The 13551-nt window shown below is 70.7% G+C and carries 17 protein-coding genes; 9 read left to right on the top strand and 8 right to left on the bottom strand.

Features of this window, described 5'->3' with window-relative positions; translation table 11 throughout:
- Positions 1–146: 146 nt before the first annotated feature.
- The 4 genes from IM770_RS12570 to IM770_RS12555 all read right to left on the bottom strand — a co-directional run bounded on the left by IM770_RS12570 (position 147) and on the right by IM770_RS12555 (position 2926).
- A complete protein-coding gene (locus IM770_RS12570; protein ID WP_203581492.1) occupies positions 147–758 on the bottom strand; it encodes a dihydrofolate reductase family protein in 612 nt (203 codons plus the stop codon).
- A gap of 27 nt (positions 759–785) precedes the next feature.
- On the bottom strand, positions 786–1499 hold the full coding sequence (locus tag IM770_RS12565) for a winged helix-turn-helix transcriptional regulator (protein WP_203581491.1): 714 nt from the start codon (positions 1497–1499) through the stop codon (positions 786–788).
- Positions 1500–1937 carry a VOC family protein gene (locus IM770_RS12560; RefSeq protein ID WP_203581490.1) on the bottom strand — a complete coding sequence of 146 codons (438 nt, stop codon included), beginning with the start codon at positions 1935–1937 and terminating at the stop codon, positions 1500–1502.
- A gap of 110 nt (positions 1938–2047) precedes the next feature.
- Complete coding sequence (locus IM770_RS12555) at positions 2048–2926, bottom strand: oxygenase MpaB family protein (protein WP_203581489.1); 879 nt, start codon at positions 2924–2926, stop codon at positions 2048–2050.
- A 249-nt stretch (positions 2927–3175) separates the two neighbouring features.
- Here IM770_RS12555 and IM770_RS12550 point away from each other — a divergent pair, with 249 nt between their 5' ends.
- Complete coding sequence (locus tag IM770_RS12550) at positions 3176–4468, top strand: sensor histidine kinase (protein ID WP_203581488.1); 1293 nt, start codon at positions 3176–3178, stop codon at positions 4466–4468.
- On the top strand, positions 4465–5220 hold the full coding sequence (locus IM770_RS12545) for a response regulator (RefSeq protein WP_203581487.1): 756 nt from the start codon (positions 4465–4467) through the stop codon (positions 5218–5220). The genes IM770_RS12550 and IM770_RS12545 overlap by 4 nt, the downstream gene beginning before the upstream one ends.
- A gap of 465 nt (positions 5221–5685) precedes the next feature.
- Here the strand turns inward: IM770_RS12545 and IM770_RS12540 are convergent, their stop codons facing one another.
- The gene (locus IM770_RS12540; RefSeq protein WP_203581486.1) at positions 5686–5928 is read right to left on the bottom strand and encodes a hypothetical protein; all 243 of its coding nucleotides are present in this window, start codon (positions 5926–5928) and stop codon (positions 5686–5688) included.
- Positions 5929–6241: 313 nt separating this feature from the next.
- Positions 6242–6811, bottom strand: coding sequence for an NADPH-dependent FMN reductase (locus tag IM770_RS12535; RefSeq protein WP_203581485.1), 570 nt, complete (start codon positions 6809–6811; stop codon positions 6242–6244).
- A gap of 231 nt (positions 6812–7042) precedes the next feature.
- On the opposite strand from IM770_RS12535, the gene IM770_RS12530 reads away from it, so the two are divergent.
- Together IM770_RS12530 and IM770_RS12525 are read left to right on the top strand one after the other, a co-directional pair.
- Positions 7043–7927 (top strand): ABC transporter ATP-binding protein, encoded by an 885-nt coding sequence (locus tag IM770_RS12530; protein ID WP_203581484.1) that lies wholly within the window; start codon positions 7043–7045, stop codon positions 7925–7927.
- Positions 7924–9033 (top strand): ABC transporter permease, encoded by a 1110-nt coding sequence (locus IM770_RS12525; protein WP_203581483.1) that lies wholly within the window; start codon positions 7924–7926, stop codon positions 9031–9033. Before IM770_RS12530 ends, IM770_RS12525 begins: the two co-directional genes overlap by 4 nt.
- A 134-nt stretch (positions 9034–9167) precedes the next feature.
- Here IM770_RS12525 and IM770_RS12520 read toward each other — a convergent pair whose 3' ends face one another.
- The gene (locus IM770_RS12520; protein ID WP_203581482.1) at positions 9168–10478 is read right to left on the bottom strand and encodes a PxKF domain-containing protein; all 1311 of its coding nucleotides are present in this window, start codon (positions 10476–10478) and stop codon (positions 9168–9170) included.
- A gap of 112 nt (positions 10479–10590) precedes the next feature.
- On the opposite strand from IM770_RS12520, the gene IM770_RS12515 reads away from it, so the two are divergent.
- The 3 genes from IM770_RS12515 (at position 10591) to IM770_RS12505 (ending at position 11630) form a co-directional block, all read left to right on the top strand.
- Positions 10591–10773, top strand: coding sequence for a hypothetical protein (locus IM770_RS12515; protein ID WP_203581481.1), 183 nt, complete (start codon positions 10591–10593; stop codon positions 10771–10773).
- A gap of 90 nt (positions 10774–10863) precedes the next feature.
- The gene (locus IM770_RS12510; protein WP_203581480.1) at positions 10864–11133 is read left to right on the top strand and encodes a hypothetical protein; all 270 of its coding nucleotides are present in this window, start codon (positions 10864–10866) and stop codon (positions 11131–11133) included.
- 8 nt (positions 11134–11141) lie between these two features.
- Entirely contained in the window at positions 11142–11630 is a 489-nt protein-coding gene (locus tag IM770_RS12505; protein ID WP_239066156.1) for an NUDIX hydrolase, read from the top strand.
- Positions 11631–11650: 20 nt separating this feature from the next.
- On the opposite strand, the gene IM770_RS12500 is transcribed toward IM770_RS12505, so the two are convergent.
- Positions 11651–12043 (bottom strand): SdpI family protein, encoded by a 393-nt coding sequence (locus tag IM770_RS12500; RefSeq protein WP_203581479.1) that lies wholly within the window; start codon positions 12041–12043, stop codon positions 11651–11653.
- 185 nt (positions 12044–12228) lie between these two features.
- Between IM770_RS12500 and IM770_RS12495 the strand changes: the two genes are divergently transcribed.
- Positions 12229–12561 carry a hypothetical protein gene (locus tag IM770_RS12495; protein WP_203581478.1) on the top strand — a complete coding sequence of 111 codons (333 nt, stop codon included), beginning with the start codon at positions 12229–12231 and terminating at the stop codon, positions 12559–12561.
- Between the two features lie 26 nt (positions 12562–12587).
- On the top strand, positions 12588–13520 hold the full coding sequence (locus IM770_RS12490; protein ID WP_203581477.1) for an RNA polymerase sigma-70 factor: 933 nt from the start codon (positions 12588–12590) through the stop codon (positions 13518–13520).
- The last annotated feature ends 31 nt before the right edge of the window (positions 13521–13551 follow it).

Raw genomic sequence — 13551 nt, 5'->3', positions numbered from 1 at the left:
CGTCAGGGCTCGTCGCCGACACGGCTCTGAGCTCGCCGAAGGGCGCTTCGACAAGCTCACCGACCGGTGGAGGCGCGGCGCCGCAGCGGCTCAGCGACCGGCAGCGGCCGAGCGACCCATAGCGGCCGACCGACCGGTGACCGTCGTCACTCCTCGACTTCGCCGGTCACGACGTCGCCGGGCTTCGGCCCGTAGCGCAGCTGCACGACGCCCAGCGGGCCGGTCACGGCCGGCTCGAGCAGCGTGACGTTCGCCGGCTGCGCGCCCTCGGGGAAGACCTTCTTGCCCTGCCCGAGCACGACCGGGTGCACCCACAGCGTCAGCACGTCGAACAGCTGCTCCTTCAGCAGCGTCTGCACGAAGTCGACGCTGCCGATCACGTGGATCCGGTCGTGCTTCTCTCGCAGCTCCTGGACCTCGCGAACGAGGTCCATGCCGAGCTGCGACGTGCCCTCCCATTCGAGGGTGGGCAGGCCGCGTGAGGCCACGTACTTGGGCACGCGCTTGAACACCTCGGCGATGCGGGTGCGCTGCTGCGGCCAGTACGCGGCGAAGATGTCGTACGTCCGCCGTCCGAGCAGCAGCGCGTCGAGCTCCGAGATGCCCTCCCAGACCGAGGCGCCGATGGTCTCGTCGGGGAACGGCGCCTGCCATCCGCCGTAGGGGAAGTCGTGCGACGGATCCTCGTCGCGCCCGCCCGGAGCCTGAGCGACGCCGTCCAGGCTCGTGAACAGATCGATGTAGATGCGGCCGGTCATGCGAACTCCTCTGCGATGGGGCGAGGCTCAGGCGACGAGCGTAACGCCGGGGTCGATGTGAAAGGACGAGGCGAACCGCTCGAGCAGGGTCGCGTCGCCGGCGACGACGGCGAGCACCTCCTGGTCGATCGCCTCGGCGGGGGTCACCTCGCCCGAGATGAGGCGACGGATGCCGGGACCCGCCGCGAACGTCAGGTCGGGCTCACCGGCGGTCGAGGCCTGCGTGCCGAGCTTCGGGTCCACCGGGCGCCCCGCCGGCTGCACCTGCGCGATGCGGAGCTCGCTCCCGGCGACCTGCACCCGGAGCACGATGTCGGCCACATGCACTTCGTAGTCGGCCGGCGGCAGCGTGGCCGCGGCATCCGTTCGGAACGCCGTCCGCAGCGCCATCGTGAGCGAGTCCGCCGTGACCACATCGCCCTCGCCCGGCTCGCCCATCTGCGCGAATCCCCACCGTCCGAGCGCGAGCACGATCGGCTCGAGCACGCGGCCGTACGGCGTCAGCTCGTACACGAGCCCGCAGTGCAGCATCGGCACGCGGCGCACGACACCGCCCTCCTGCAGCTCCTTGAGCCGCGTGGAGAGGATGTTGGTGGGGATCTTGGGCAGTCCCTGCTTGAGGTCGGTGTAGCGGCGGGGGCCGACGAGCAGATCGCGGACGATGAGCAGCGCCCACCGCTCGCCGATCAGCTCGACGGCCGTCGTCACCCCGCAGTACTGCCCGTAGCTGCGGGAAGCCACTTACGCCTGCGCCTGCTCCGCCACGTAGGCGTCGGTGCCCTGCTCGGCAGCGCGCGGCTCCATGAAGAAGAACTCCACGCCGTTGCCGTCCGGGTCTTCGAGGTCGCGGCTGTACATGAAGCCGTAGTCCTTGGCCTCGGTCGGCTCGCTCCCGCCGCCGGCGATGCCGGCCGCGATGATCTCGTCGACCTGTTCGCGCGACTCGCGGCTGAGGGCGATCAGCACCTGCGACTGGGTGCGGGGGTCGGTGATCTCCTTGTCGGTGAACGTCGAGTAGTACTCCTTGGTCAGCACCATGAAGTAGACGTTGTCGTCCCACACGATGCAGGCGGCGTTCTCATCGGTGAACTGCGGGTTGAGGCCGGCGCCGAGTCCGGTGTAGAAGGCCTTCGCGCGCTCGAGGTCGCTCACCGGGATGTTGATGAAGATGTGCGTCATTGCTCTGCTCCTGGTCGATCGGGGCGGCCGGTCTGCCGCCGAGCACCACGTCCACGGGTGCGTGGCACCATGGTTGCAAAAAGCAAGCGAACTTGTCAATAGCAAGTGATTCAGTCGACGGATGCCGCATCGTGGGATACGCCGTGCGGCACCGGACATCCCGGAGCGAAGGTTCCCATCCGCTCGATCTCGAAGCCGTTCGGGTAGCTCCGGATGCGCGGCAGGTCGGAGACGTGAAGCGGCGTCCGGCGCTTCGGCAGCACCGCGACCGCGCGGGCGCGCAGCCGGAGCGCGCCGGCCGAGAGGCGCCGTGCCGCGCGGCCCGGGTCGCGGAAGCCGAACGCGCGGAGCAGCGGCGGATCCATGAGCGAGCGGCTGAACACCTCGATGAGCGGCGCCAGGAACCGCGGGTAGAACGACACCAGCAGCGCGAGCGTCTGGTCGGCGACGCGGGCCGAGGCCGGGTCGTAGGCGAAGTGCGCGCGCTCGTAGTCGTCCATGAGCGCGGCGAACCCGGCATACGTCTCGGGGATGCCGGTGACGCCCATGCGGCGGCCCAGCGCCTGGTAGTACCGCACCGACGCGAGCAGCTCGTCCGGCGTCAGCGGCCGCCAGCCGAACGCGTGCACCCACCGCGCCGGCACCACCACGAACGTCGAGAGCACGTACCGCATGTCGTCGTTCGAGATGTCGTACATGCGGTGCATCTGGTTGATCCGGCGGATGGCGGCACGGCCGCGCGGACTGTCGAACCCGTCGAGCAGCGGCACCTCCAGCAGCAGCGAGGTGTCGTCATAGCGCTTCTGCGTCGCCCGGGCGAACTCGCCCGTCGCGTCGAGCAGCCGCCCGATCGACGGCACCGCGTAGGTGCGGAACAGCGCGAAGCTCAGCGACTGGTTCAGATCCCACGGAAAGTCGTAGGTGCCGAGGTTGCGGTAGATCTCGACGAAGTCCGATTCGGGGTCGAGCCCTGCATTTCGGTCGGTCACGGCAACCCCTGTCGACGCCGGGTGAATGCTGGCTAACTTACCCGGCGAGAGGCGGATGCGCACGGGTGAGAGCCACCGGGCGCGGCGCGCACGCGCACGGTAGCGTCGCCGGACGCCGGGGCTGGGCGCCGGACTCCAGCAGGCGCTCACCGGACGCGCGCGGGCGCGCCGACGCGCCGAGGGATGCGGCATCCGTTATCCGCCCCGCGGGGGATGCCGGCCGCCACCCCTCCCCCGTAGCGTGGAGGGATGTCCGACCTGCCTGCCGCGACCCCGCCTCGGCGTCCGCGGCCGACGCCGGGCGAACTGCGCACCGACGTGTGGCTCGCCGGCGCCCTGTTCCTCGCCGCCGTGCTGAGCGCCGCGCTCGGATCCGTCGCCGGCGTCTACGGCACCGACAGCGCGACCGGCCTGCAGTGGGCGCTGCTGTACAGCTTCGGCCTCACCGCGCCGCTCGCCGTGCGCCGCCGCTTTCCCGAGGCCGTGGTCGTGGTCATCGCGCTGGTGTTCTTCGTCGGCGTGTCGGCCCGGATCCCCGAGCTCTACGTGGCGAACATCGCCCTCTTCATCGCGATGTACACCGTCGGCGCGTGGGTCGACGACCGCCGCCGGGCCACGTGGGTGCGCATCGGAGTCATCGTCGCGATGTTCGTGTGGCTGATCATCACGACGTTCCAGGCGGCGATCGACCCGAGCGACGAGGCGCTCTCGCGCGCCGGGCTGTTCTCGCCGTTCGCCGCGTTCATGCTCATCCAGTTCCTGGTGAACGCCGCGTTCTTCGGCGGCGCCTACTACATGGGAGACCGCGCCTACGCCGCCGCGATGTCGCGGGCTGTGCTCGAGGAGCGCACGCACGAGCTCGAGCGCGAGCGCGAGGTCACCGCCGCTCAGGCGGTCGCACTGGACCGGGTGCGCATCGCGCGCGAGCTGCACGACGTCGTCGCGCACCACGTGTCGGCGATGGGCGTGCAAGCGGGCGCTGCGCGAGCGGTGCTGGAGCGAGATCCGGATGCCGCGCGCACGGCTCTTCTCGGAGTCGAGGCGTCCGCCCGCTCGGCGCTGGTCGAACTGCGCCAGCTGCTCGAGACGCTGCGCACCTCGGGCGACAGCGACGGCGGCTCGACCGTGCACCTCTCGGGGCTCGCCGACCTCGTCGCCCACGCGAACGAGAACGGCCTGCCGACGACGCTGACGATCGTCGGCGACCCGGTGGACCTCCCCGAGCTCGTGCAGGTGAACGTCTACCGCGTGGCTCAGGAGGCGCTCACGAACGCGCGCCGCCATGGCGGAGCGGATGCCGCAGCCGACGTGCGCCTGCGGTACGCCGCGGACGCGATCGAACTGGAGGTCGCGAACACCGGGCGGGCGGTCGCCGCTCCGATGCGACCGGGGCTCGGCATCGTCGGCATGCGCGAACGCGCCGGAGCCTCGGGCGGAACGCTCGAGGCCGGGCCGCGGGGCCGGGGCGGATTCCTCGTGCGCCTGCGGGTGCCGCTGCCCGCCGCCGTCGGCTCGCCGGTCGCCGCCGAGGTCGGCGCATGAGCGGCTCCGTCCGGGTGATGCTCGTCGACGACCACGCCGTGATGCGGGCGGGCTTCCGCATGATCCTCGAGTCGGCCGGCGACATCACCGTGGTCGGCGAGGCCTCGACCGGCGTCGAGGCGGTGGCCGCGGCATCCGTTCTCCGTCCCGACGTGATCTGCATGGACGTGCAGATGCCCGACATGGACGGGGTCGAGGCCACCCGGCGCATCGCCGCCGACCCGTCGATCGATGCGGCGGTCGTGGTTGTGACGACGTTCGATCGCGATGACTACCTCTTCGACGCCCTGGCCGCCGGAGCGAGCGGCTTCCTGCTCAAGAACGCCGGCCCCGAGGAGCTCATCTCGGCCGTGCGCGTCGCTGCGGCCGGCGACGCCCTGCTCGCCCCCGAGGTGACGCGCCGCGTCATCGCCCGCTTCGCCGCCTCCCCCGCCCCCGCCCCGTCCGCCGCCCCCGCCGCCCCCGAGAATCCATCTGCGGGACGAGACCTCGGGGCTCACCCAGGGTCTCGTCGTGCAGATGGATTCTCGACGAATGGCGAGCTCGCGACGGCGCCGGTGGTGGACCTCACCGAGCGCGAGGCCGAGGTGCTGCAGCTCGTGGCGCAGGCGATGAGCAACGCCGAGATCGCGCAGCGCCTGTACATCGGCGAGGCGACCGTCAAGACGCACGTGTCGAACGTGCTGCAGAAGCTCGGCGCCCGCGACCGCGTCGCCGCCGTGGTCTACGCCCACCGCCACGGTCTGGTCTGACCCGGCGATCACGGAGCCCCGAGGCGTTTCGTCTACGGGCGCCAGAGCGCCCTCCGCTCAACGGCCGGGAGCCGAGGTACCCGGCCGTTGAGCGAGCGAGGAACGAGCGAGACGAAACGCGTCGCATCCCGCGCGTCCACCGACTCCCGGCTCCCGGCCGTTGAGCGAGCGAGGAACGAGCGAGACGAAACGCCCCGGCGTTCCCGGAAACCCGAGGCGTTTCGTCTACGGGCGCCAGAGCGCCCTCCGCTCAACGGCCGGGAGCCGAGGTACCCGGCCGTTGAGCGAGCGAGGAACGAGCGAGACGAAACGCCCCGGCGTTCCCGGAAACCCGAGGCGTTTCGTCTACGGGCGCCAGAGCGCCCTCCGCTCAACGGCCGGGAGCCGAGGGACCCGGCCGTTGAGCGAGCGAGGAACGAGCGAGACGAAACGCGTCGCGATCCGAGCAACCCTGGTCGCGACACCTCAGCGCGCGAGCTGTGCGGCGAGGTACCTCGCCGGCTTGAGCGACAGCCGGGGCTCGGCGTCGCGCAGCGTCTTGATCACCCGCAGCTCATCGTCGGCCGGCACATCCGCAGCCGCGAGCACGCCGGCGGCCCAGCTGCGGGCGCCTGCGAGACGTCCGTCGGCGCCGGACGGGAACAGCTTCTCCAGCTCGATCCGGGGATCGCTGCGGTCTCCCCACAGCAGCTTGTCGAGGTCTGCCATCACCATGCTCCTTCCGCCGGCCGTCGCCGGCTCCCACGTCCGTGCGCCCACTCTCCCGCACCTCCCCGGCCCACGCCTCCGCCTCAAGGCGGAGGCCCTCCGCCGTCGAAGTGCCTGGCCTCCGCAGTCGCACGTCGCGGCTGCCACCCGGGATCCCGCGCCGAATGCGACTGCGGAAGGGGCGGGGAGAACCACGGATGCCTCGGCCCCGCGCCCGCGAGGGGCGCCGGGCCGAGGCATCCGATCGGCTGGAACAGACCGGCCCGCGACGGGCCGGACGAGGGGCCGCCCGGGGAGGGGCGGGCCGGGGGGATTACGCCGCGACGGGAACGGCGGCGTAGCGGTCTACCAGGGCGCCGAACGCCTCGAGGTAGCCGATGAGGAACTCGGCGGTCTGGTCGTTGGTGACCTCGCCCGAGTCGGAGAAGAGGCCGGGGGTCGTCTGCACGTAGCCCTCGGGCTGGCCGAGGGTCGGGGCGTTGTAGTGGCTGAGGATCGCCTTGAGGTGCTGCTGAGCGGCGGCGGTGGCGATGCCGCCCTGCGACGTGCCGATGACGGCCGTCGGCTTGCCGTTGAACGAGCCCTGACCCCACGGGCGGGCCGACCAGTCGAGGGCGTTCTTGAGCACGCCCGGGATCGAGCGGCTGTACTCGGGCGTCACGATGATCACGCCGTCGACGTCGTCGATGGCCTGCTTGAAGTCACGCGCGACCTGCGGGAAGTCGGCGTCGTGGTCGGGCGAGTAGAAGGGGAGGTCGGCGATCGGGATCTCGACGAGCGTGGTGCCCTCGGGCGCGAGGCGCTCGAGCGCCTTCGCGAGCTTGCGGTTGATCGAGGTCGACGAGATGCTGCCGACGATGTAGCCGATGGTCCGATCGGACATTGAGATTCTCCTTCTACACACAAAGGCGTCCCCGGTGGGGACCACCGTGGACGTTCCACCCCATGCAAGCACAGCGAGCCGAGATCTATTCCGGCGCATGAAAAATCTCTCATCTGCGATCCCCTCCGCGACGGAGCGCTCGCGGTCCGTCTCGAGGGGGAGGACACACGGCCCCCGCGTCCGTACCGTCGAAGGGGACGGGCTCGATCACCGGGCCGAGAGGAGACAGGGATGCTGCAGCTTCGCGGTATCGAGACGAGCTACGGGGGGCGCCGTGTGCTCGACGACGTGTCGTTCGACGTGCGGCCCGGCCGGCTCACCGGGTTCGTGGGCGGCAACGGCGCGGGCAAGACCACCACGATGCGGATCGTGCTCGGCGTGCTCGCCGCGGACGGCGGCACGGTGTCGCTCGACGGCGCCGAGGTGACGGCAGCCGATCGCCGCCGCTTCGGCTACATGCCCGAGGAGCGCGGCCTGTACCCGAAGATGAAGGTGCTCGAGCACATCGTGTACCTCGCGCGCCTGCATGGGTTCTCGAAGACGGATGCCGCGACCCGCGCCCGCGCGCTCCTCGAGCAGCTCGGACTCGGGGAGCGCCTGAACGACAACGTCGAGACGCTCTCACTCGGCAACCAGCAGCGCGCCCAGATCGCCGCCGCGCTCGTGCACGACCCGCAGGTGCTCATCCTCGACGAGCCGTTCTCGGGCCTCGACCCGCTCGCGGTCGACGTCGTGGCGGGCGTGCTGCAGCAGCGCGCCGCCGACGGCACCGCCGTGCTGTTCTCGTCGCACCAGCTCGACGTGGTCGAGCGCCTCTGCGACGACCTCGTGATCATCGCGGGCGGCACGATCCGCGCCGCCGGCGCCCGCGAGGCGCTGCGCGCGCAGCATTCGTCACGTCGCTTCGAGCTCGTGTCGGCGGGTGACGCCGGATGGCTCCGCTCCGAGGAGGGCGTCGAGGTGCTCGACTTCGACGGCGGCTACGCCGTCTTCGACGCCGACAGCGACGAGACGGCCCAGCGCGTGCTGCGCCGGGCCGTCGCACAAGGGGATGTCGCGAGCTTCGCGCCGCAGCATCCGTCCCTCGCCCAGATCTTCAAGGAGGTCATCCAGTGAGCACCGTCGACAACCGCCGGGGCGGCTCCGCCCTCAGCGGCGGGCAGGCGATCTGGCTCGTCGCCGAGCGCGAGATCGGCTCGAAGCTGCGAAGCAAGGCCTTCGTCATCTCGACCGCCATCCTCTTCCTCGGCGCCCTCGCGCTGGTGATCTGGGCCGGCTTCCAGGCGTCCAGCACGAGCGGCACGCCGGTCGCGGTCACGACCGACGCCTCGCAGTACGTCGAGGGCGTCGAGGGTCTCGAGATCACCGATGTGCCCGACCGCGCCGCGGCCGAAGACCTGGTCACCAGCGGCGACGTCGATGCCGCGATCGTCGGCGACAGCTCCTCGCCGCTCGGCTTCGCCGTGGTCGCGGAGTCCTCCGCGCCCACGCAGCTCCTGCTGCAGCTGTCGCAGCTGCCCCCGGTGGAACTGCTCGAGCCCGACGACGTCAACGCGGCGCTCGGCTACATCGCCGCCTTGGGCTTCGGCATCGTCTTCCTGTTCGCCGCCTCCATGTTCGGCGGCACGATCGCGCAGAGCGTCGTCGAAGAGAAGCAGACGCGCGTCGTCGAGCTGCTGATCTCGGCGATCCCGGTTCGGTCGCTCCTGGCCGGCAAGGTGATCGGCAACACGGTCCTGGCGATGGGTCAGATCCTGATCCTCGCCGCCGTCGCGATCGTCGGACTGACCGTCACCGATCAGACGGAGCTGCTGAAGGGGCTCGGGGGCCCGATCGCCTGGTTCGCGGTGTTCTTCCTCTTCGGGTTCATCCTGCTGGCCGCGCTGTTCGCGGCAGCCGCGTCGATGGTCTCGCGCATGGAGGACGTCGGATCCACCACGACGCCGCTCACGATGCTCATCATGGCGCCGTACTTCCTGGTGATCTTCTTCAACGACAATCCGCTGGTCCTCGGGATCATGTCGTACGTGCCGTTCTCGGCCCCGGTCGGCATGCCGATGCGCATCTTCCTCGGCGAGGCGCAGTGGTGGGAGCCGCTCGTGTCGCTCGCGATCCTGGTGGCGACGTGCGTCGCGGCCATCCTCATCGGCGCGCGCATCTACGAGAACTCGCTGCTGCGCATGGGCGCTCGCGTGAAGCTCTCCGAGGCGCTCGCCGGCTGACGCAGATGGCGGATGCCTCGACCCGCGCGCTGCGCCGGGTCGAGGCATCCGCCTTCCTGCGTGGTGTGTGACTCGGGGCGAACGCACGCGGTGAGCGGGGCACCACCCCGACCCGCCGCGCGCGCGACCGGCGGCTACTTCAGTCGGAAGTTGGCCGTCAGCGCCGAGCCGTCGTCTGTGACGAGCTTCACCTGGTAGCAGCTGCCCGCCTTGCCCTTGGGCGTCTGCCAGTTCTGGATGAACTGTCCGCCGGTGGTGTCGTACCGCAGGACGGTCGCACCGGTCGAGTACTGCTCGATGTCGTCGGTGGGCACCCCGGTGAGGCTGCCGCAGTCGATGACGCCGACCTTGAAGGTGTCGATCGCCGAGACGTCGGTGAATTCGGTCTCGCCGGCGAAGACCTCGAACTTGAGGGGAACCGTCGATCCGCTCTTCACGACATTGAGCGTGCCCAGGTCGACCGGCTGGTAGAAGCCCTTGAGCGTCCACGCCAGCACCTCGTAGTCGACGGTCTGCCCGGCCTTGTTCCCAGCGAGATCTGTGGCAGTCGCGGCGAGCTCATGGGGTCCGACCGCGGCGCTGTACCCCGAGACGACGCAGCCGTCACCGTCGATGCCCGAGGTGGCGTCCGTCGCCTCACACGTCGGCTCAGCCGGCACGGAGCCGAAGTAGTACTCGGCGCCCTCGCTCGGTCCGCCGACCCACTCGATCTGGGGCGCGGTTCCATCGCGCTTGATCGTGACGGTCTGCGAGGCGGTGCCGCCTGCGCTGGTGGCGGTGCAGGTGTAGTCGGTGGCGAACTGGTCGACCGTGATGATGGTGGGCTCGCACCCGGTGGTGGTGACGCTGCTGTCGGGATCGCTGACCGTCCAGCTCAGGCTGACGTCGCTCTTGTACCAGTCGTTCGATCCGTCAGGAGCCGACGGGTCGAGCACCGGCTCGATCGACGGCGGCGTGCTGTCTGTGGGTGGCGCGACCTCGGGCACGGTCACCGTGTACGTCGCCTTGTCACCGGCGGCGAGCTTCGCGCCGGTCTGATTGGAATTCACGATGTCGAACACCCCCACCGTGAGGATGTACGCCTGGGGCGCCACGCCCTCCGCGACCTCAACCACTGCGGAAACGGTGTAAGAACTGGTCGTTCCACCGCTCTGCGGGCTGACGGTGCGCTGCGTCGGCTCCGATCCCACGAATCCGCCAGCCGTCAGCGTCCACTTCGTGTACACCTTGAACGTCGCTGTTCCGACTTGGTTGCCGGTGACGGCGAGGTTGACGGTGACTTCTGTGGACTCCCCAGGCTCGAGGATGACAGCTCCGTTCGGAGCTGTGGCGTCCACCACCGCCGTAACGGTGACATCGCTCGCGTGGGCGACGGTGCCGGCGCTCAGCAGCAGCAACGCCGCTGCGGCCGCGATGGCACCACGAATACCCATTCTCTTCTTCATTTTTTCTCCCCAGATGGCCGCAGACCAGCGCACCTTGCACCGGTGCGACCTTCCCCGCGATAACCATGCCACACGCATCCGGGCGACGCACGGGTCGGGTTAGGGTGTGGGCATGACGACGTGGCACGGGTACCTGCTGGGCGGTCTGCTGTTCCTCCTGGCGGGACTCCTGGTGCTCTCCAACCTGCAGCCGGTCTGGTCGTCGGTCGCGACCGTTGTGGTCGTGTTCGGTGCCGCGGCGGCATGGATCACCCGTGGTCTGATCGAGCGACGCAAGGCCCGCACCGGCGCCTGACGTCCGTCAGCGCCCGGGCCCGAGGAGCCGCCCGCCGGCCTCTGCGCGGCGTCTCAGGGGCGCGCGCCACCGACACGGGATAATGGGCCCATGTCTGCTCCTGTCGAACGACGCTCCAACCCGACCGCCTGGGCCGCCTTCTGGTGCGCGCTGGCCGGCCTCCTCCTCATGCCGATCCCGCTGTTCATCGGGCTCATCCTCGGCGGTGGGCTCTCGATCGTCGCCGCGGTGCTCGCGGTGATCGCCCTGCTGAAGGGCCTCGCCCGCAGCGGCAAGGGCATCGCGCCGGTCGTCTTCGCCGGCATCTTCATCGCGCTGACGTGGGCCGGCATCTCGGTCGGAGGCGGCACCATCTGGTAGGCCGGCCGATGCCGGATCCCGCGGCCGACCAGGTGGTCGATGTCGAGCGGATCCTCGCGGAATCGGCGCACCCTGCGTGGCTGCCGAGCGGGAGTCGCGTCGAGATCGTTCAGCGCCGAGAGCCGCCGCAGCCGATGAGCCTCGTGCGCCTGCTGCTCCGTCTCGGCGATGACGTGTTCTGCGTCCCGCGCGCGGACAGCGGGAAGCTCGACCTCCCCACCCGTGCGACGGCGGAGGGGCCCGCCGATGGGTCGGCCGCCATCGCGGCCCTGAGCGAGGCCGTCACGGGCTCTCGCGTGCGGCCCGTCTTCGTCGGGGCGGTGCGCAACATCGTTCCCGATCCGCCCGCGACGTACCCGTGGCCCGCACCATGCGCCCACTTCGGGGTCTGGTCGACCGACGAGCCACCCGTCGTCGACGGCACGTGGGTCGACGTCGGCCGGGGGGATTCACTCCTGCGGGATCGACACTGGTTCCCCCTCGTCAGGGCGGTCTGAGCCGATCATCGCGGCCGCGCTCACGCAACCGCGGCCCGAGCCGCCCGCTGGGCGGGTGCGGCCGCCGCCACCACCCACGCCAGCAGCCACGCGGCGCTGCCGAAGGCGAGGAGGCAGTACGCGGTCATGGCGACCTGGAACGGCAGCGCGACGAGCGCGAGCACGACCAGCGCGACACCGCCGCCGATCGCGCCCCACCCCGCGACCGTGATCCTCGGCGCCGCAGCGCGCTGCCCGGCGTGCCAGGCGGCATCCGACGACAGCGTCAGCGCCGTGCGCACGCCGACGAGCTGATTCCGCGCCAGCGTTCCGTCGGCGCCGCGCCGCGCGAGCCAGAGCATCAACGCCCCGGCGCCGACGAGCACCACGGCCGTGACGAGGATGGCGGCGGACATCGCGAGCGAATCCGGCATGACCCCACCGTATCGGGCCGCTTTCCGCAGGCTCCCGCGCACGGGTGGTCACCGCAGCACGTCGTAGCGGATGTGCGTGATCCGCTTCGACGTCAGAACGCGCGTCGGGTCGAGCCGCAGCGGGAGCTGCGGCAGCTGGTCGAACAGCCGGACGCCCGGCGGGACCGCGGGGCGAGCGCTACAGCATGTCGTGCCAGTACGCCCTGCCTTCCGGTGCGCACGCTGCTGACCTGCTTCGCGACGAGATCCTGGGCGGCAGCGGCGACGCGCCCTTCGATCTCGGCTTCGTCGCACGTTGCTTGAGCCTGGGCAGCCGCGCGGCGGTGCTGCAGTTCACGGACCGGGACGATGTCGCGAGCGACCGTGCGCTCACCGGCCGGACGGCGGTGATGATGAAGCGGGTACAGCTCGGTGCGATGCTTCCGGCGATCGCCTCGGAGCGGCGCATGCCCGGGCTGGTGCGGTGGTCGCACAGCGACCGCGCGACAGCGGACGCAGCGGCGGCGATGGCAGGCTGAGCTCGTGAGCACCGACGGAGGCTCGGATGACGCGCGCTGATGATTTCGTGGAGTTGCGGCCGCTGCTGTTCGCCATCGCCTACCGGATCCTCGGCAGCGTGAGCGAGGCCGAGGATGCGGTCCAGGACACCTGGCTGCGATACGAGGCGTCCGACGTCGAACCGGCGTCGGTGAAGTCGTACCTGTCGGCGGTGGTCACACGGATCTCGATCGATGTGCTCCGGTCGGCCCGGGTGCGACGCGAGTCGTACGTCGGGCCGTGGTTCCCCGAGCCCCTCGTGACCGACCCCTATGAGGATCCGGAGCGCGCGGCGGAGCTCGCCGACTCCGTGTCGATGGCAGCCCTGCTGCTCCTGGAGCGCCTGAGTCCGCTGGAGCGCGCGGTGTTCGTGCTGCGCGAGGTGTTCGGATTCGACTACGACGAGATCGCGGCCGCGGTGAACCGCTCGGAGGCGGCGTGCCGACAGCTCGCGGCGCGATCGCGTCGGCACATGGAGGCGGGGCGCCCGAGGTTCGACACGGATCGCCGCGAGCGCGAGGAACTGGCGGCCCGCTTCTTCGACGCGTTCCGGAGCGGCGACGTCCACGGGCTCAAGGAGCTCCTCGCCGCCGACGTGCAGGCCGTAGCCGATGGCGGCGGCAAGGGACCGGCCTTCGCTCGGCCGATCCTGGGGGCCGACAACGTCGCCCGGATGATCAGCGGCTTCTCTCCGCTGCTGCTGGACTCCGGAGTGGTGGCGGAGCTGCACGACGTGAACGGACAGCCGGGGGCGATCTACCGCACACCTGACGGGAAGATCGCCGCGATCATCGGCCTCGACGTCCTCGACGGGCGGATCCAGACCGTCCGCACCATCGTGAACCCCGAAAAGCTGGAGCACATCGGACCCGTCGCCGATGTCTGGGCGCTCCGGGATGCCCTCGTGGAGGAGCGGAAGCGTCGCCGGGAGCTCCCCTGACCACTGGGCTCCTCGACAGCCGGCGCAGCAT

It is taken from the genome of Microbacterium hibisci, from assembly GCF_015278255.1.
Classification (GTDB): domain Bacteria; phylum Actinomycetota; class Actinomycetes; order Actinomycetales; family Microbacteriaceae; genus Microbacterium; species Microbacterium hibisci.
This window is presented reverse-complemented; position numbering and strand designations above follow the sequence as displayed.